General features: G+C 31.3%; 17 protein-coding genes and 1 other annotated feature. Of the genes, 11 read left to right on the top strand and 6 right to left on the bottom strand.

Annotation, left to right across the window (positions count from 1 at the left end):
- Positions 1-181: 181 nt before the first annotated feature.
- The 6 genes from RYK07_RS04685 to rpmH form a co-directional block, all read right to left on the bottom strand.
- Positions 182-415 carry a hypothetical protein gene (locus RYK07_RS04685; protein WP_314852622.1) on the bottom strand — a complete coding sequence of 78 codons (234 nt, stop codon included), beginning with the start codon at positions 413-415 and terminating at the stop codon, positions 182-184.
- A gap of 112 nt (positions 416-527) precedes the next feature.
- A complete protein-coding gene (locus RYK07_RS04680) occupies positions 528-1,376 on the bottom strand; it encodes a helix-turn-helix transcriptional regulator (RefSeq protein ID WP_314852621.1) in 849 nt (282 codons plus the stop codon).
- 335 nt (positions 1,377-1,711) lie between these two features.
- Positions 1,712-2,446 carry an RNA-binding cell elongation regulator Jag/EloR gene (jag, locus tag RYK07_RS04675; RefSeq protein ID WP_314852620.1) on the bottom strand — a complete coding sequence of 245 codons (735 nt, stop codon included), beginning with the start codon at positions 2,444-2,446 and terminating at the stop codon, positions 1,712-1,714.
- 71 nt (positions 2,447-2,517) lie between these two features.
- The gene (gene yidC / locus RYK07_RS04670; protein WP_006703102.1) at positions 2,518-3,333 is read right to left on the bottom strand and encodes a membrane protein insertase YidC; all 816 of its coding nucleotides are present in this window, start codon (positions 3,331-3,333) and stop codon (positions 2,518-2,520) included.
- Positions 3,317-3,703: a ribonuclease P protein component gene (gene rnpA / locus RYK07_RS04665; RefSeq protein ID WP_006703103.1), complete on the bottom strand. Its 387-nt coding sequence runs from the start codon at positions 3,701-3,703 to the stop codon at positions 3,317-3,319. Before rnpA ends, yidC begins: the two co-directional genes overlap by 17 nt.
- 65 nt (positions 3,704-3,768) lie before the next feature.
- Complete coding sequence (gene rpmH / locus RYK07_RS04660; protein ID WP_006703104.1) at positions 3,769-3,903, bottom strand: 50S ribosomal protein L34; 135 nt, start codon at positions 3,901-3,903, stop codon at positions 3,769-3,771.
- Between the two features lie 517 nt (positions 3,904-4,420).
- Here rpmH and dnaA point away from each other — a divergent pair.
- From dnaA to RYK07_RS04605, 11 genes are all read left to right on the top strand, one after another.
- A complete protein-coding gene (dnaA, locus tag RYK07_RS04655) occupies positions 4,421-5,788 on the top strand; it encodes a chromosomal replication initiator protein DnaA (RefSeq protein WP_314852619.1) in 1,368 nt (455 codons plus the stop codon).
- Between the two features lie 183 nt (positions 5,789-5,971).
- Positions 5,972-7,129, top strand: coding sequence for a DNA polymerase III subunit beta (dnaN, locus tag RYK07_RS04650; protein ID WP_314852618.1), 1,158 nt, complete (start codon positions 5,972-5,974; stop codon positions 7,127-7,129).
- A gap of 234 nt (positions 7,130-7,363) precedes the next feature.
- Complete coding sequence (yaaA, locus tag RYK07_RS04645) at positions 7,364-7,609, top strand: S4 domain-containing protein YaaA (protein ID WP_020991435.1); 246 nt, start codon at positions 7,364-7,366, stop codon at positions 7,607-7,609.
- Positions 7,596-8,705 carry a DNA replication/repair protein RecF gene (recF, locus tag RYK07_RS04640; protein WP_314852617.1) on the top strand — a complete coding sequence of 370 codons (1,110 nt, stop codon included), beginning with the start codon at positions 7,596-7,598 and terminating at the stop codon, positions 8,703-8,705. Before yaaA ends, recF begins: the two co-directional genes overlap by 14 nt.
- 23 nt (positions 8,706-8,728) lie before the next feature.
- Positions 8,729-10,666 (top strand): DNA topoisomerase (ATP-hydrolyzing) subunit B, encoded by a 1,938-nt coding sequence (gene gyrB, locus RYK07_RS04635; protein WP_314852615.1) that lies wholly within the window; start codon positions 8,729-8,731, stop codon positions 10,664-10,666.
- A 24-nt stretch (positions 10,667-10,690) separates the two neighbouring features.
- Positions 10,691-13,243: a DNA gyrase subunit A gene (gyrA, locus tag RYK07_RS04630; RefSeq protein ID WP_314852614.1), complete on the top strand. Its 2,553-nt coding sequence runs from the start codon at positions 10,691-10,693 to the stop codon at positions 13,241-13,243.
- Between the two features lie 197 nt (positions 13,244-13,440).
- Positions 13,441-14,193: an ABC transporter ATP-binding protein gene (locus RYK07_RS04625; RefSeq protein WP_314112700.1), complete on the top strand. Its 753-nt coding sequence runs from the start codon at positions 13,441-13,443 to the stop codon at positions 14,191-14,193.
- Positions 14,174-15,793: a hypothetical protein gene (locus RYK07_RS04620; RefSeq protein WP_314852613.1), complete on the top strand. Its 1,620-nt coding sequence runs from the start codon at positions 14,174-14,176 to the stop codon at positions 15,791-15,793. Before RYK07_RS04625 ends, RYK07_RS04620 begins: the two co-directional genes overlap by 20 nt.
- An 83-nt stretch (positions 15,794-15,876) precedes the next feature.
- The gene (locus RYK07_RS04615) at positions 15,877-16,005 is read left to right on the top strand and encodes a hypothetical protein (RefSeq protein ID WP_314852612.1); all 129 of its coding nucleotides are present in this window, start codon (positions 15,877-15,879) and stop codon (positions 16,003-16,005) included.
- Positions 16,006-16,184: 179 nt separating this feature from the next.
- Positions 16,185-16,410 (top strand) — a binding site (T-box leader).
- Positions 16,411-16,451: 41 nt separating this feature from the next.
- Entirely contained in the window at positions 16,452-17,585 is a 1,134-nt protein-coding gene (locus RYK07_RS04610) for a 5-methyltetrahydropteroyltriglutamate--homocysteine S-methyltransferase (protein ID WP_314852623.1), read from the top strand.
- Positions 17,586-17,666: 81 nt separating this feature from the next.
- Positions 17,667-18,419 (top strand): cyclase family protein, encoded by a 753-nt coding sequence (locus tag RYK07_RS04605; protein ID WP_314852611.1) that lies wholly within the window; start codon positions 17,667-17,669, stop codon positions 18,417-18,419.
- Positions 18,420-18,425: the final 6 nt, after the last annotated feature.

Genomic DNA, 18,425 nt, shown 5'->3' with positions numbered 1-18,425 from the left:
ATCGCGACAACTCCTATATATTATCATAGTCGTTTTTCTCTGTCAACAACTTTTTGAAATTTATTTTAAATTTCTTTTCCGCAATCGCTTTAAAAGCGAACGTTCGTTAACAACGTATATAATTTACCATAGCTCATCTTATTTTTCAAGTCTTTTTATATAAAAAAATGATTCAGGAATTTTATCTATTTTCTCCAGTTTCTTCCTTATTCTCTATTGGTTCTAACCATTCTTTTTTTATATTTTTTTCTAGATTTTTTTGACGTTGATCTTCTTCCATTTTTGGCATCATAATAAATGCATCTCCAAAGCTGTCAAAATCATATTCTTCTTCTAATGAAGGAAGTTGAATATCCTCAGGTAAAATTACTTTTTCTTTTTTTAGAAATTCATCTTTATTGAATCGTAATCCCATTTTAATCACTCCTTTATTCCATTATAAATACCTTTATTTATTTTTCAATAAAAAAATAAGTATGAAGATTTTTTCTTCCTACTTATTTTGACTTTAATTTTTCTATCTATTTTTATAAAGAATCATTAATTTTTTCAATTTCAGCCAATAATTCATCATTAGAGTTTATTCTAGCGAAAGCTGCTGCATCATTTAAGTATAATTTTACTTCTTCTTTATCTGCATTACTTTCTAATGAATTTATTGCTAATTGATAATACAATCTTGATAAATAATAAGTAATATGAAATTGACTACATAATTCAATCCCTTTTTTTAATAACTCATTACTCTTCTTATAATTATTATTTTTATTAAAGAACATAGCGCTATGATATAATACCATTAATACGCGCCAAACAGCTTCCATTTTCTCTAATTGATGTTTTTCTACTTCTTGAATAGCTTTTGTAAAGAAGTATTCTGCTTTTTCGATATCTTCTTGCTGTTGATATACTAATCCTAATCCGGCGTATGCTAAATGGAGATAACTATCTTGATTTTCAAATTGTTCGGCTAAAATTTTATTAAAGTAGAACAAATCATCTTCCATTTTTTTTCCTTGTAAAACTTGTGTGAATCCTCTTAAATATAACAAGTGAATTTTTTGTTCATCATTCAATTGATCTTTTTGAATTGTTCCAATCAATTTCTCAGCCAATTCATAATCCATTGTTACAATACTTTCTTCAATTTTATCTAAAAGTTTGTTTGTAGCAACTTCTTTAGTATTGACACTCGCAAATAAGTCCCCCACATCTAATTGCAATCGTGCACACAATTGACTTAAGATTTTCATTGAAGGAATTTGACCATGATTTTCAAACCGGCTTAAAGTTGCCTGCGTACAAATTCCATGACTCAATTCAATCTGAGATAAGCCTTTTTCTTTACGACGCCTTATAAACACTTGAATATCCATAATGATTCTCCTAACTATATATTTTCACTATTATTGTACATTGTTTTTGGGAAATTTTCCAATATTTTTATTTATTTTTCCTTATATAAAAATTGTTGTATATTTTATATAAAATACACATATTTCTTACTGTCCTCTCCCTAAAGACACTGCGACAACTCATTTTAACGCTTTTTATCAAAAGTTTCAAGCTCAAAAGTAGGATTTTATCAAGTTTCTTTCTATTATATTGTAATTTCTTTCTACTATTTATGATTATATTGTTTTATAAATCCGATACTAATTAATTTTAAGATATAAAAAAAGACTGGAATTACTTCCAGTCTCTAACTATTTTATTCTGCAATTTCTACAACTAAATAACGATGTGGTTCTTTACCTTCAGAATGAGTAGAAATTCGTTTATTTTTACTTAAATATGCATGAATTTGTTTTCTTTCATATGCAGGTAATGGTTCTAAATATACCGGTTGTTTTGTTTTTAACACACGGCGTGCTGTTTTTTCAGCAATTTGTTGTAATGCTTCTGTACGACGTAAACGGTAGTCTCCTACATCTACTTGTACTGACATTCTTCCTTTTACAAAACGATGAACTGATACTTGAGCTAATACTTGTAATGCATTCAAAATTTTACCATATTTACCAATTAATAAACCTGGTTTATCTGTTTCAAATACAAAATTCATTTTTTCTTTTTGTACTTCAACATGAACTACACTTGGTGCTCCATAAATTTCAGCTATTTGTTCTAAATAAGCTTTTGTAACATGAGCAGCTTCTTCAATATGATTATCTAATACTTCAACTGCTTCATCATTATCATCAGTATCAAATTCTTCATCCTCAAAAGATTCTTCGAATTCTTCAACAACTACTTCTTCTTGTTCAATTTTTTCTTTAACAGTAATTGATACTACAGCATCTTTTTGTCCAAAACCAAATAATCCTTTTTTACCTTCATCAATTACTTCAATTTCTACATCATCTTGTGTTAATTGTAATTGTCGTAATCCTTTTTGGATTGCTTTTTCTACTGAAGCATCATTTACTCGAATCGTTTGTGTCATCTTCTATATCCTCCATATTGCAAATTTACATGTATTATCTCATGTTCTTTGGATCTGAACAAGTCTATTCTTTAACTTCTACCGTGTTTTTTCTTAGCTTTTTCTAAAGCTTTTTCACGGCGACGTTTTTCATGTGCAATAGCTTTTTGTTCTGCAATAAATGTAAATGGATTATTCATAATTAAAGTTTGAATAACCATAAAGATATTCCCTACAACCCAATATAATGATAACGCACTTGGGAACGTTAAAGCTGTAAATCCAATCATTGCTGGTAATACAAATAACATGATTTTTCCAGCTGCTCCACTGTCTTGCATTTTCATTGTTAGCCAAGAAGTTGCATAAGTTGTAGCAACTACTAATATTGGTAAAATAAAGAATGGATCTGGTTGATCTAAATTAAACCATAAAAACGATCCTGTTTTTAACGCTTCTGTACGACTAATTGCTTGATATAAAGCAATCATTACAGGTAATTGAATCGCTACTGGTAAACATCCAGCATATTGATTCACACCTTCTCTTTCATATAATGCTGAAATTTCTTCTCGTAAAATTTCTTGTGTTTGATGATCACGAGCAGAATATTTCTCGCGAAGTTTATTAATTTCAGGTTGTAAAATGGCTGTTTGTCTTGTTGTCTTATATTGGAAATGCATCACAGGTACTAACACAATTCTTGTTATAATCGTAAATACAATAATTCCTAAACCATAACTATTTCCAAAAATATGAGATAAAGTAATAATAAATTGAGATAAATTATAAATAATTACTCGATCCCAAATCCCTGTACTTTCCGCTGTTACAGGTGTTGTACTACATGCTGCTAAAAATAATGTTAAAACCGCTAATGTTAAAGCTAATTTATGCTTTTTCTTCACTTAATTCCCTACTTTCTCCATTATAATCATCTTTTATTAAAATCTTTCCTAATTTTAATACATGCATCATACATTTTTTTACTTCTTGATAATTCATAGATACTACAGGTTTACGTGCGATCACGATAAAATCAATCTCAGACTGTAATTGTGGCTTTAGTTCTGTTAATACACTTCTTATCAATCGTTTTATACGATTTCTGACAACTGCATTTCCTAATTTTTTACTCACAGAAATTCCAACTCTAAAATGAGATTGATTCGATTTATCGATTTGATAAACCACAAATTGACGATTCGCTACTGAATTTCCATGATGAAAAACTCGTTGAAACTCTTGCTCTTTCTTTACTCGATAAGACTTACGCATACACTCACCTTTATCTAAGTTTTTAAAACATTTATAAAAAAAAGATCACTGAGACGTTCAGTGATCTAAGCTGCTAAAACTTTTCTACCTTTACGGCGTCTGCTTGCTAATACTCTACGGCCATTTTTTGTACTCATACGTTTACGGAAACCGTGAACTTTTTGACGTTTACGTTTGTTTGGTTGATATGTTCTTTTCATAACTTCTTGCACCTCCTAGTTCTGTGTCATGTCTAACTATCCTAGACAGTCTACATCATTATAATGATATTCCCTAACAAAGTCAATACTTTGTTTCTTGCATCACTGTACTGGAGTATCATACCATATTTTATTCAAAATACCTAGTAATTTTATTCATTTTTCCATAGTTATCCACAATTATTTTTTAACCTTTTTTCAACTTTTAAACTTTTCCTCATATTTTCCACAATTTTTTAACAAATTCAAAGCTTGTTTACAAAAACATATCCACAAGTTGTGGATAATGTGGATATCATCCTTAAACCTCTATATTTATTGGATTTATTCTATCAACAATTTCTGTGAATAAATAAATTTTATCATTATTTTTTACAAATTATCCACAATTTTGTGGAAAACTTATTACAAATTCACTAAAATTTGTTAAAAACTGATTTTCTGTGGAAAACTTTTAAAAAAAATGCTAAACTTACTCTTAGATTTTATTATTATTTATCCACAAGGAGGTGTTTTTATGGATCTATTAGATGAATTTTGGAAAATTTTATTAGCTCATTTTGAAAAAACAAATTCAGATTTTACGATTAAACACTGGATTATGCCTGCTAAATTACTAAAATTTGACCAAAATTATCTATATATTCAAGTTCCTTCTCAAACGTATGCTAATTTCTGGGAAGATAATTTACTAACAGATGTAATGGAACGTGGATATGATTATTTTAGAAAGTCATTTGAACCAAAATTTATTATTTCAGATGAGCAAGATTTTTCAAAAAAACAAACATTCACAGAGCCTACCCCACAAATTTCTACAAATGAAGAAATTAAAGAAGTTAATCAAAATATTTATTTAGAAGATGATTCTCTATTAAATCCTAAATATACATTTGATTCATTCATTATTGGTAAAGGAAATCAAATGGCACATGCTGCTGCTCTAGTAGTTTGCGAAAGACCAGGACAATTATATAATCCCCTCTTTTTCTATGGAGGTGTTGGATTAGGAAAAACTCACTTAATGCAAGCTATTGGGAATCAATATAAATTGTTAAATCCAAATGCACGTGTTAAATACGTAACGAGTGAAGCTTTTACAAATGAAATGATTACTTCATTGAGAACAAATACTCAACAAGAATTCAGAGATTATTATCGTAATGTTGATTTATTATTAGTAGATGATATTCAATTTTTTGCTGAAAAAGAAGCAACTCAAGAAGAGTTTTTCCATACATTTAATGCACTCTTTAATAACCAAAAACAAATTGTTTTAACGAGTGATAGACAGCCAACTGAAATCAAAGCATTACAAGAACGCTTAGTTTCAAGATTCGTTTCTGGTCTGCCAGTCGATATTACCCCACCAGATTTAGAAACAAGAATTGCCATTTTATCTAAAAAGGCAGAAGCTGTTGGAATTGATATTCCTACAGATACCTTAAGTTATATTGCTGGACAAATTCAATCCAATGTCCGTGAATTAGAAGGTGCTCTTGTAAGAGTTCAAGCTTATTCTGTGACTCATGGAGAAGATATTACAACGAATTTAGCAGCTGAAGCTCTACAAAACTTTATCCCTGGAAGTAAAGAAAAAATTGTATCGGTTCAAGATATTCAAGAAGCTGTTGCACGTTATTACCATATTTCTTTAGAAGATTTAAAAGGTAAAAAACGAACAAAATCCATTGTAGAACCTCGTCAAATTGCGATGTATTTAGCAAGAGAATTAACAAATAGCTCTCTTCCAAAATTAGGAACAGAATTTGGCAAAGATCATTCTACTGTTTTACACGCCTATGATAAAATTAATGAAGAATATAAGCTACAAGGTGAGATTACAAAAGCTGTTAATGATTTAAAGAAAAAACTAGGTTTTTAAGCTGTGTATAACTACTTGAATTATTAAATTGTTATACACAACACTTATCCACAATGAAAAATGATGAGTATAAAAGGAAAATAATAGTTTTCCACAAAATTAACAGGCTCTACTACTATTACTATATTTATTATAAATAAAATTAAATTTAAAACAGACACACATACATTTAGGAGGCATAAAATGAAATTTTCAATTAATCGTCAAGCATTTTTAAAAAATTTAGCAGACGTTCAACGTGCTATTCCTTCAAAAACAACGATTCCAATTTTAACAGGAATTAAATTAGTTGTTTCTCAAGAAGGAATTACTTTAACTGGTAGTGATTCTGAAGTCTCTATTGAAATTTTTCTTCCAGTAGAACATGAAGAATTACAATTATCGATTCATGAAACAGGTTCAATTGTATTACCTGCTCGTTTCTTTGGTGAAATTGTTAAAAAATTACCTCAAAATACATTTACTTTAGAAACAAATGATCAATTACAAGCAACGATTACAGCAGGAAGTGCTGCATTTACATTAAATGGATTATCTGCTCATGATTATCCACAACTTCCAGAAGTAGAAAAAGATCATGTATTAACATTACCTGTTCCATTATTTAGACAAGTGATTTTACAAACATCTATTGCTGTTTCTACTGCTGAATCTCGCCCTATTTTAACGGGAATTCATATGGTTATTGCAAATAATCAATTAAAAGCTGTAGCAACAGATTCTCACCGCTTGAGTCAAAGAATTATTCCTTTAGAAATGCCTGAAACAAGTAATGCGTTAACATTTGAGATTACTTTACCAGGTAAAACATTAATTGAATTATCACGTATTATTGATGGATTAGAAACGATTGATTTTGCAATTACTGAAAATCAAGTTCTTTTCCAAACAGAAACTCTTTCTTTCTACTCTCGTTTATTAGAAGGACGTTATCCAGATACAGATCGATTAATCAATGATCAATTTAATACAGCAATTACGGTTGTTGCGAGTGATTTAGTAGCTGCTGTAGATCGTGCATCATTAATGTCTCATACAGATAAAAATAATATTGCGACATTATCGATTAATGAAAATCGCATTTTATTAACAGGTAATTCTCCAGAAATTGGAAAAGTTGAAGAAGAAATTACGGTAGAAAATTATGAAGGTGCTTCATTGGATGTTTCATTTAATCCTGATTATTTAAAAGATGCGCTTCGTTTATTTGGTTCTTCAGAAGCAACAATTCAATTTTTAGAAGCGAATCGTCCATTTACATTGACATTAAAAGACAATCATTCAGATATTCCATATAGTTTTATTCAATTAGTTACACCAGTTCGTACATTTAATGGTTAAATGATAAAAAATAGTCCATGATGACAAAAATCATCATGGATTTTTTTTTGCTTATTTTTAAAATTTTGAAAAAATCCTAGTAAATTTCATTTTTCCCTTTAAAAAAGGTTTTTTATTTATTTAATAAAAAAATGCAAAAATAGGCTAAATTTTTCAAAATCTTTGAGAATTCTCCAAAAAAAAGGTATAATACAGTAGTATGTGTATACCCAAATGAGAGAAAAGAGGAAAATCATGACAAAGATTGTAACAATCACAGAAGAATTTATTACATTAGGACAATTTTTAAAACATATTGATGTTATTACAACAGGTGGACAAGCAAAATGGTATTTGCAAGAAACGGTTGTTTTTGTTGATGGTGAAATTGAAAATCGTCGTGGTAGAAAACTTTATGATAAAACACGTGTAGAAATTCCTGAAGAAGGCATTTTTGTTGTGAAAAGAGAATCTGAGGAAGTAATGGATGAGATTAGTTGAATTACAACTGAATCATTTCAGAAATTATGAAGAACTTTTTCTTGAATTTGGGAAAGGAGTTCATATTTTCATTGGTGAAAATGCTCAAGGAAAAACGAATTTAATGGAATCTATTTATACTTTGGCAATGACAAAAAGCCATCGTACCAATCAAGATCGAGAATTGATTATGTGGAATCAAGATGCTGCTACCATTAAAGGAAAAGTTGAAAAGAAAATTAGCAGTATTCCATTAGAAATACGTTTTTCAAATAAAGGAAAAATAGGAAGAGTCAATCATTTAGAACAAAAGAAGCTCAGTTCCTATTTAGGACAATTAAATGTTATTTTATTTGCACCTGAAAATTTAGAATTAGTGAAGGGTGCTCCTGCAAATCGCCGAAAATTCATGGATATGGAACTAGGTCAAATGAATCCTATTTATTTACATGAATTAGTAGAATATCAACGCCTTATAAAACAAAGAAATCATTATTTAAAACAATTAGCAATCAAAAAATCATCGGCTGATCTTTATTTAGAAGTTTTAACAGAACAAGTCATTGAAAAAGCAAGTGCAATTTTAATCCATCGTTTAGAGTTTATGGAACAATTGGAAGCTTTAGCGAAACCAATTCATGAACAAATTTCATTAGGAAGAGAAGAGTTTTCATTGAAATATCAAACATCTCTTTCGATTGAAAAAGGAATTTCTCAAGATGAAGTAAAAGAATTGTATCAAAAACAATTTGAATCTGTACAAAAAAGAGAATTAGAACAAGCGAGTACTTTAGTAGGTCCGCATCGAGATGATTTGATTTTTTATTTAAATGATAAGCCTGTTCAAAATTTTGGTTCTCAAGGGCAACAACGTTCAACTGTATTAAGTTTAAAATTAGCAGAAATAGAATTAATGAACATCGCTACTGGAGAATATCCAATTTTATTATTAGATGATGTGTTATCCGAATTAGATGATGATCGACAAACACATTTGATTAAAGCAATTGAAAATAAAGTACAAACATTCATAACGACGACTAGTTTAGATGGGATTCGTAAGCAATTTATTAATGAACCAATTGTATTTCCGATTCATCAAGGTCAAGTTCAATGAAAAATGGAGTGTGAGAATAGAAAATGACAGAAGAAAATAAAGAAGTTCTTGCTGCACAATATGATGCCAGTCAGATTCAAGTATTAGAAGGATTAGAAGCGGTACGTAAACGTCCAGGGATGTATATTGGTTCTACAAGTAGTGCTGGTTTACATCATTTAGTATGGGAAATTGTTGATAACTCAATCGATGAGGCTTTAGCTGGATTTGCAACTCATATCGAAATTGAGATTACACCTGAAAACCATATCCGTGTTACTGATGATGGACGTGGAATTCCAGTTGATATTCAAGAAAAAACAGGACGTCCTGCTGTTGAAACAGTATTTACAGTACTTCATGCTGGTGGTAAATTCGGCGGCGGAGGTTACAAAGTTTCCGGTGGTCTTCACGGGGTAGGTGCTTCTGTTGTTAATGCACTTTCTACAGATTTAACGGTACAAGTTTTTAAAGATGGAAATATTTATGAACAATCTTATAAACGTGGTGCTGTTTTAGAAGATTTAAAAGTAATTGGAAAAACGGATAAACATGGAACTAGTGTTTATTTTGTTCCAGACCCAGAAATTTTCCAAGAAACAACTGTATATGACTTTGAAAAATTAGCGAATCGTGTACGAGAACTAGCTTTTTTAAATAAAGGATTAAAACTAACGATTACTGATTTGCGAGTAGAAGAGCCTGTTGTAAAAACTTTTTATTATGAAGGCGGAATTAAAAGTTATGTTGAACATTTAAATAAATCTAAGCAAGTATTATTTGATGAACCGATTTATGTTGAAGGAGAACAAGATGGCATTCAAGTCGAAGTAGCTATGCAGTATACTTCAGGATACCATACGAATTTATTAAGTTTTACAAACAATATCCACACTTATGAAGGTGGAACACACGAATCTGGAATGAAAACTGCCCTTACTCGTGTCATTAATGATTATGCTCGTCGTCAAAAATTAATGAAAGAGAACGAAGAAAAATTAAGTGGGGAAGATGTACGTGAAGGATTAACCGCAGTTGTATCGATTAAACATCCTGATCCGCAATTTGAAGGACAAACGAAAACAAAATTAGGAAATTCTGAAGCAAGAACGATTACCGATCGATTATTTGCGACTCATTTTGATAAATTTTTAATGGAAAATCCACAAGTTGCTCGTAAAATTGTTGAAAAAGGGATTTTAGCTTCTAAAGCTCGATTAGCAGCAAAACGTGCACGTGAAGTAACTCGTAAAAAATCAGGTTTGGAAATTTCTAATTTACCAGGGAAATTAGCGGACTGTTCAAGTAATGATCCAAGTGTTTCAGAAATCTTTATCGTCGAAGGAGATTCTGCGGGAGGTTCTGCAAAACAAGGACGTTCTCGTCATTTCCAAGCGATTTTACCAATTCGAGGGAAAATCTTAAACGTTGAAAAAGCATCATTAGATAAAATTTTAGCCAATGATGAAATCCGTTCTCTATTTACTGCAATGGGAACAGGATTTGGTGGAGATTTTGATTTATCGAAAGCTCGTTATCATAAATTAGTCATTATGACCGATGCCGATGTCGATGGTGCACATATTCGAACATTATTAATTACATTATTCTATCGCTATATGCGTCCAGTAGTGGAAGCAGGATATGTTTATATTGCGCAACCACCTCTTTATAAATTAAAACAAGGAAAACAAGAGTTTTATATTCAAAATGATGAGGAATTAGAAGCAAAATTAAAAGAACTTCCTGCTAGTCCAAAACCACAAATTTCTCGATACAAAGGTTTAGGAGAAATGGATGCGGAACAATTATGGGAAACAACAATGAATCCTCAAAATCGTTCAATGTTACAAGTAACAGTTGAAGATGCTGCTGAAGCTGATCAAGTGTTAGATATGTTAATGGGCGATAAAGTAGAACCACGTCGTGAATTTATTGAAGCAAATGCGAAATTTATTGATGTGAATGATTTAGATATTTAATGATTGAAGAAGAGGAGAGACAACATGTCTGAGGAAAAAGATTTAGAATTTTTCGAAGAAAAATTCGAACCAACGGATTTAGCCAAAACGATGCGTAAATCGTTTTTGGAATATTCCATGAGTGTTATTGTATCTCGTGCACTTCCAGACGTTCGTGATGGTTTAAAACCTGTTCACCGTCGTATTTTATATGGAATGCATGAATTAGGAGTAACGCCAGATAAACCCCATAAAAAATCAGCTCGTATTGTTGGGGATGTAATGGGTAAATACCATCCACACGGGGACTCGGCGATTTATGATGCAATGGTTCGTATGGCACAAGATTTCTCATATCGTTATCCATTAATTGATGGTCACGGAAACTTTGGTTCTGTTGACGGAGATAGTCCAGCGGCAATGCGTTATACAGAAGCAAGAATGAGTAAAATTGCTTTAGAAATGTTACGAGATATTAATAAAGATACGATTAATTATCGTGATAACTATGATTCAACAGAACGTGAACCAGAAGTTTTACCATCTCGTATTCCAAACCTTTTAGTCAATGGAGCAACAGGGATTGCAGTAGGGATGGCAACGAATATTCCTCCACATCATTTAGGAGAAGTTATTTCTGCATTACATTTATTAATGAAAAATCCTGATGTTACAACAGCTGAATTGATGGAAGTATTACCTGGTCCTGATTTTCCAACAGGTGGAATTGTATTAGGTAAATCTGGCATTCGTCGTGCTTATGAAACAGGTCGTGGATCGATTACGGTTCGTGGTCGTGTACAAATCGAAGAATTAAAAAATGGAAAAGAACGTATTATTATTACGGAATTACCATATATGGTAAATAAAGCTCGTTTAGTAGAACGTATTTCTCAATTGCATCATGAAAAGAAAATTGAAGGAATTACGTACTTAAATGACGAATCTGACCGTAAAGGAATGCGTGTCGTGATTGAAGTGAGAAGAGATGTTTCTGCTTCAGTCGTTTTAAATAATTTATACAAATTAACTCCATTACAATCAAACTTTGGATTTAATATGTTAGCAATTGTAGGGCAAGAACCAAAAATTTTAAGCTTAAAAGAAATTTTACGACACTACTTAAATCACCAAGAAGAAGTGATTCGTCGTCGTAGTATTTTTGAAAAGAAAAAAGCAGAAGATCGTGCTCATATTTTAGAAGGATTACAAGTAGCTCTAGACCATATTGATGCCATTGTAGCAATTCTTCGTAGTTCTGCTAGTGGAGATATTGCTAAAGAACGATTCATGAATGAATATGGATTAAGTGATAAACAAGCTCAAGCGATTTTAGATATGAGAATGGTTCGCTTAACAGGATTAGAACGTGAGAAAATCGATGCAGAATATGCAGATTTACAAGCTTTAATCAAAGAATTAAATGAAATCTTAGCAAGCGAAGAAAGACGTTATGAAATTATCGAACAAGAATTATTAGAGATTCAACAAAAATTTGATAATCCTCGTCGTACTGAATTATTAGTCGGAGAAGCTTTAAGTTTAGAAGATGAAGACTTAATCGAAGAAGAAGATGTAGTCATTACTTTAACGAAGAATGGCTATATTAAACGATTAGCAAATTCTGAATTTAAAACACAACGTCGTGGTGGTCGTGGTGTTCAAGGAATGAGCGTCCATGATGATGACTTTGTAGAAAATATGATTTCATGTTCAACACATGATTCATTATTATTCTTCACGAATACAGGTAAAGTATATCAAGCAAAAGGATATGAAATTCCTGAATACAGCCGTACTGCTAAAGGATTACCAGTTATTAACTTATTAAATATTGACTCAACAGAGAAAATTCAAGCGATTATTAGTGTACCAGAATCAGATGAAACAGAAAGATTCTTATTCTTTACAACTTTACGTGGAACTGTAAAACGTGTGAAATTATCAGATTTCAAAAATATTCGTACAAATGGATTACGTGCAATTCAATTACGAGAAGATGATCAATTAATTCGTGTAGTCGTAACAAGTGGTCAAGACGGCATCATTCTTGGAACGTATCATGGAAATGCTGTAACATTCCATGAAGAAAAAGTTCGAGCAATGGGTCGTACAGCAGCAGGGGTTCGAGGCGTATCTCTACGTGATGATGACTATGTGATTGGAATGGATATTTTAACACCAGAACGTGAAGTATTAGTCGTTAGTGAAAAAGGATACGGTAAACGTACTGCTGCCAGCGAATATGCCTTAAAAGGTCGTGGTGGTAAAGGAGTTAAAACCCTTCGTATTACTAAGAAAAATGGTCCTCTTGTATGCTTAAGAACTGTAACGGGTGAGGAAGATTTAATGATTATGACGAATAAAGGAGTAATCATTCGATTCCACGCTTCAGATGTTTCTCAAACAGGTCGTGGTGCTCTTGGGGTGCGTATGATGCGTTTAGATCAGGATGCTATTGTAAGTTCATTAGCTATTGTTGATCGTGAAGAGGAAGCAGAAGAAACGGTCACTGTATCAGAAGAAACAGTTATTTCTGAAAAAGTAAACGGAAACTTACAAAACTTCGCACAAGAGTTAGTAGACGAACAAGAATAAAACAATAAAAATAGACTTTTCTAAATGAGCAAAGGTGTTAAACTCACTTATATGCTTTGAGGAAAAGTCTTTTTTCTATTGATGATGAAGATACAAAATATTAAGCAATCCTTTAGAAAAATCTGACTTTAGTCACTAGTAAAGCGCTATTTTTAGGTGTATAATCAGCATAATTACAGGATGGGAGGAATTTTATCATGATTGAATTTAAACAAGCAACAAAAAAATATGGAGATAAGGTAGCTTTAAACAACTTAAACTTAACCATTGAAAGTGGAGAAATTGTTGGATTAATTGGACATAATGGTGCAGGAAAATCCACAACCATTAAATCATTAGTGAGTATTTTACCACTAACAAGTGGAACGATTGAAGTAGATGGTGTTCCTCTATCACAAGATCCATTAACAATTAAGCGAAAAATTGGATATGTAGCAGATTCTCCAGATTTATTTTTACGTTTAACGGCTAATGAATTTTGGGAATTAATTGCAGTTTCTTATCAATTAACGATGAATCAAATAGAAGAAAGATTAACCTATTTATTAGAGTTATTTGACTTTACTCCTTATCGTTATGATGTGATTGAGTCATTTTCTCATGGAATGCGACAAAAAGTATTTGTTATTGGGGCTTTATTATCTGACCCAGATATTTGGATTTTAGATGAACCATTAACCGGTTTGGATCCACAAGCTGCCTATGATTTGAAAAAAATGATGCGTGAACATGCCGAAAAAGGAAAAACAGTATTATTTTCTACCCACGTATTAGAAGTAGCGGAACAATTATGTGATCGTATTGCCATTTTGAAAAAAGGTGAATTACTATTTTACGGCACAATTGAAGAATTAAAAGAACATAATCCTCAAGAGTCTCTTGAAAGTATTTATTTATCTTTAGCGGGACGTAAGGAAGGAGAGACTGTCGATGAATCTGCAAGCTGTTAGAAAATTAGTGAAGTTGAATTTATTATATGCAGTTGCTCCTGCTCAATTAGCTGCTTATCGACAAAAGCAAGAAAAAAATCCACTGAAAAAAATCGATATTCCTAAGAAAATCCTTCGTTCTCAGCTTATGATTGGATTAATTTATATTGCTTTTTTTGGAGTACTTAATTCATTTGTGAACCCTATTGGAGAAAATCCTGTCCTATTTGCGAATATGATTAGTATTTTTAGTGCTTTTACATTTTCTCAAAGTTTTATTGCATTTTATAATGTATTTTACGAAAGTAAAGATTTAACTTCTTATCGACCTTATGCATTTAGAGAAGTAGAAATTATTCTTGGAAAAGCTATTTCTGTTATGATGGTCGCTTTAATGGGATTAGGCCCTATTATTGCTTATTTTATCGTTTTACCGATTCAATATGGAAAAGATTTTTGGTATACCATTCCTTTAATGATCATTAACTGTTTTATCTTATTAGTCTTTTTAGGAGTATTTATTTTTACACTCGTACATTATTTGACAAGTTTGTCATTTTTTAAGAAACATAAAAATATTATTTCGAATATTTTATTAGGATTTGTTTCTATTTTTTCAGGATTACTTTATATTTTAATTTCTAATCATAATACTGTTTCAATATTAACGAAACAAGAGAGAGCTTTTATTCCTCCGTTTGAAGCTTTTTATGCGATGATTCTTCATCCATTATCATTTGATGGAATAATTGGCTATATTGGATGGATTGGAATTACAGTTCTCTTATTAGTAAATATTCACTATAAAGTATTGCCAACTTTTTATGAAAAAGCAATGGAAGTTAGTTCAATTCAACAATATTCTAAAAGAGTACGTAGCTTTACATTGGATAATTTTTCAAAATTAGTGAGAAAATATCATATCCAATTAATGAAAGAAGGTTCCATTATTGTTCAAGGGATTATTGCACCAAGTATTTTACCGTTTTTGATGTTATTACCAATGATTTTTGGAGTAACTAGAGAAGGAGTTAATCTTACAGAATTTTTTACCTTCCGATTTTTACTTTCGTATTTATTATTTGCACTAATGTTTGCAATGACGAATTCCTTTGGAAATAACTTAACAAGTATTGGTTTTTCTTTGGAAAGAGATAATTTTGAATATTTAAAAGTATTACCTATTGATATGAAAAAATATACTCATGAAAAATTCAAAGTCTTATTTTTATCACAGTCTTCTGTGCCAATTCTATTATTAAGTATTGTATTATTAGTATTACGCATGCCAATTTTATTAATATTAGCAGTAATAGTTACTTGGTTTTCGATTAGTTTTGGGTTATCAGCTTGGGGATTTGAAAGAGACTATCGTCTACGTGTTCCGAATTGGAGTAATATTGTCGAACTACAAAGTCGAGGAAATAAATTTTTATTAGGAATTTTAATGTTTATTTTATTTATCCTTTTAATCCTTTGTATAGTGGCATCTTTCCCAATTATTCACTTCCTTCCAGAAAATATTGGGTATATGATAGGTGCTGTAGCTTTTGTTATTCTGAATGGACTAGGGCTATTCTTTGGTGAATATTATTTAAGAAAATTGAAAAAAGCTTTATAATAATAGAAGAGAGGGGAGTATGTAGAAATGAGTGAAAAAAAATATTATCTGCAATTACAGATTTCCCTGAAATATCTGATGAAATGATTAATGAAAATGGTGAAGTAGTTATTGATGAGTTTTATCAAAATATGATACATCAAATTGATTCTCATGATGAAGGAGAAAAATATTCTAAAGAAGAATTATTAAAAGAATTAGGGATTGTTTAACTTCTCTGCTAAAATAATATTTACATGATTGAAGACCATGGTGATATTGATATATAGGACTCCATAGTGAAAACTATGGAGTTTTTATACTTTTAATTATAGTTTTTAATTATAACTGAAGATAATAATTAGATAATTGACTAGAACAGTTTCTACTGTTATTCTAAGTTTAGTTAAAGAACAGCACTGTGAAAAGGTGAGTAGAGAAGGAAACTTGTTTAGAGAGTCTCGGTAGGTGAAAAGAGATCAAGAGAGAATTTTTGAAGATGGCCTTGGAGTGTTAGGTATTGAATGATTAAATATCTACGGGTAGCCCGATATAGCAAGAGTATAGAAATACTCAATGAGGGAATTATTGCGAAATAATTCTAAAACAAGGTGGTAACGCGAAATTTCGTCCTTGCAGTGAAAACTGTAAGGATTTTTTATTTTAGGAGGAATGTATGATGACAAAACAACAAGCACCATTTAGAGTAGATCACGTAGGAAGTTTCTTACGTCCAAAAGAATTAGTAGAAGCAAGAGAAAAATTTGCAAACGGTGAAATTACACGTGAAGAATTAACAGCAGTAGAAGATAAAAATATTCAAGAAATTGTAAAAAAACAAATTGCTGCTGGTTTACAAGGGGTAACAGATGGAGAATTCCGTCGTGCTTACTGGCATTTAGACTTCTTTTGGGGGTTTAATGGAGTAGAACATGTAGTGGGTGAACGTGGATATTTATTTCATGGAATTGAAACTAAAGCTGATACAGCAGTACTTAAAGAACCAATTAATGGGAAAAATCATCCATTTGTTAAACATTTTGAGTTTTTAAGAGATTTAGTAAAAGAGGAAGATGTGATTGTTAAATTTACTATTCCTTCTCCTTCACAATTTTATTTTGAATTAATTCGTACACCAGAACATGTTGCTGCTTGGGAAGCTGTTTATCCAACAACAGATGAATTATTCGAAGCTATTATTAAAGCATACTCTGAAGTGATTCAAGATTTATATGATGCAGGACTTAAGACATTACAATTAGACGACTGTACATGGGGAGTTTTAGTAGACGATGGATTTACAAAACGTTTCCGTGAAGAGCGTCCATTAGAAGAAGTAAGAAGAGAGTTTGCTGCACGTGCATTACGTTTAAACAATGGTGTCATTGCAAATGCACCTAAAGATTTAGTCATTAATACTCACGTTTGTCGTGGTAATTTCCATTCTACTTGGATTTCTCAAGGAGGATACAATAAAGTAGAAGATGAGTTATTAGGTGGCGAAAATGTCAATGCTTATTATTTAGAATTTGATACAGATCGCGCAGGGGACTTTAAACCATTAGCAAAAGTTGGAACAGAGAAAAAAGTAGTTCTTGGACTATTAACATCAAAATTTGCTGATTTAGAAAATAAAGATGAAATTATTGCTCGTATTAAAGAAGCTAGTCAATATGTACCATTAGAAAATCTATATTTAAGCACACAATGTGGATTTGCTTCAACAGAAGAAGGAAATGTAATTAAAGAAGAAGATCAATGGAAGAAAATTGCATTAATTAGTGAAATTGCACAAGAAGTTTGGGGAAAATAAACTTAGTATTATAAAACAAAGGGCTATGGGGAGATTCATTTTAATCCATAGCCTTCCATTTTTTTGAAAGGAAGTGTTATTATGACAACATTTCAACAACAACTGACACAAGCATTTAAAACATTAAAACAAGCCAAATGGGTGAATTTAAGCCATCAAATTGATGCCAATAGTCCTCATTTTCCTGCTTTGCCAGCATTAGAACAAAAAGATTTATTTACCTTAAAAGATGGTTTTCATGTACAACAATTATCAGTAGTGACTCAATACGGAACACATATTGATCCGCCTTGCCATTTTGTTGAAGGTGGACGATTCCTTGATGAATTAGAGTTAAAAGATTTACTTTTACCATTGTACGTGATTGATCGTTCAAAAGAAGTAGCTGAAAATCCAAACTACGAATTATCCAAAGAAGATGTATTAGCATTTGAAGAAGAATATGGTAAGATTGAACCCGGTGCATTTGTTGCCTTTCGTAGTGATTGGTCACATCGTTGGCCAAGTCAAGATGATGTTCGTAATCTTGATGAAAATGGAGTTCAACAAACACCAGGTTGGAGTAAAGAAGCACTTGAATTTTTAATTCATGAACGTCATGTAAAAGCAGTAGGACATGAAACATTAGATACAGACTCAGGAGTTCATGCAGCTGCCCATGGGTTAACAAATGAGTATTATTTACTAAGCCAAAACATTTATCAAGTAGAAGTATTAGCAAATCTTGATCAAGTTCCTGCAGTAGGTGCGGTCATTTCAGTATCTTATCCAAACTGGAAACGTACACCAGGTTCACCTGTTCGTGCTATCGCTTATTTACCAGAAGCTGAATAAAAGAAA

This window comes from uncultured Granulicatella sp. (assembly GCF_963528315.1).
GTDB lineage: Bacteria > Bacillota > Bacilli > Lactobacillales > Aerococcaceae > Granulicatella.
Note: the sequence above shows the minus strand (reverse complement) of the source record. Positions and strands in the feature narration are given on the sequence as shown.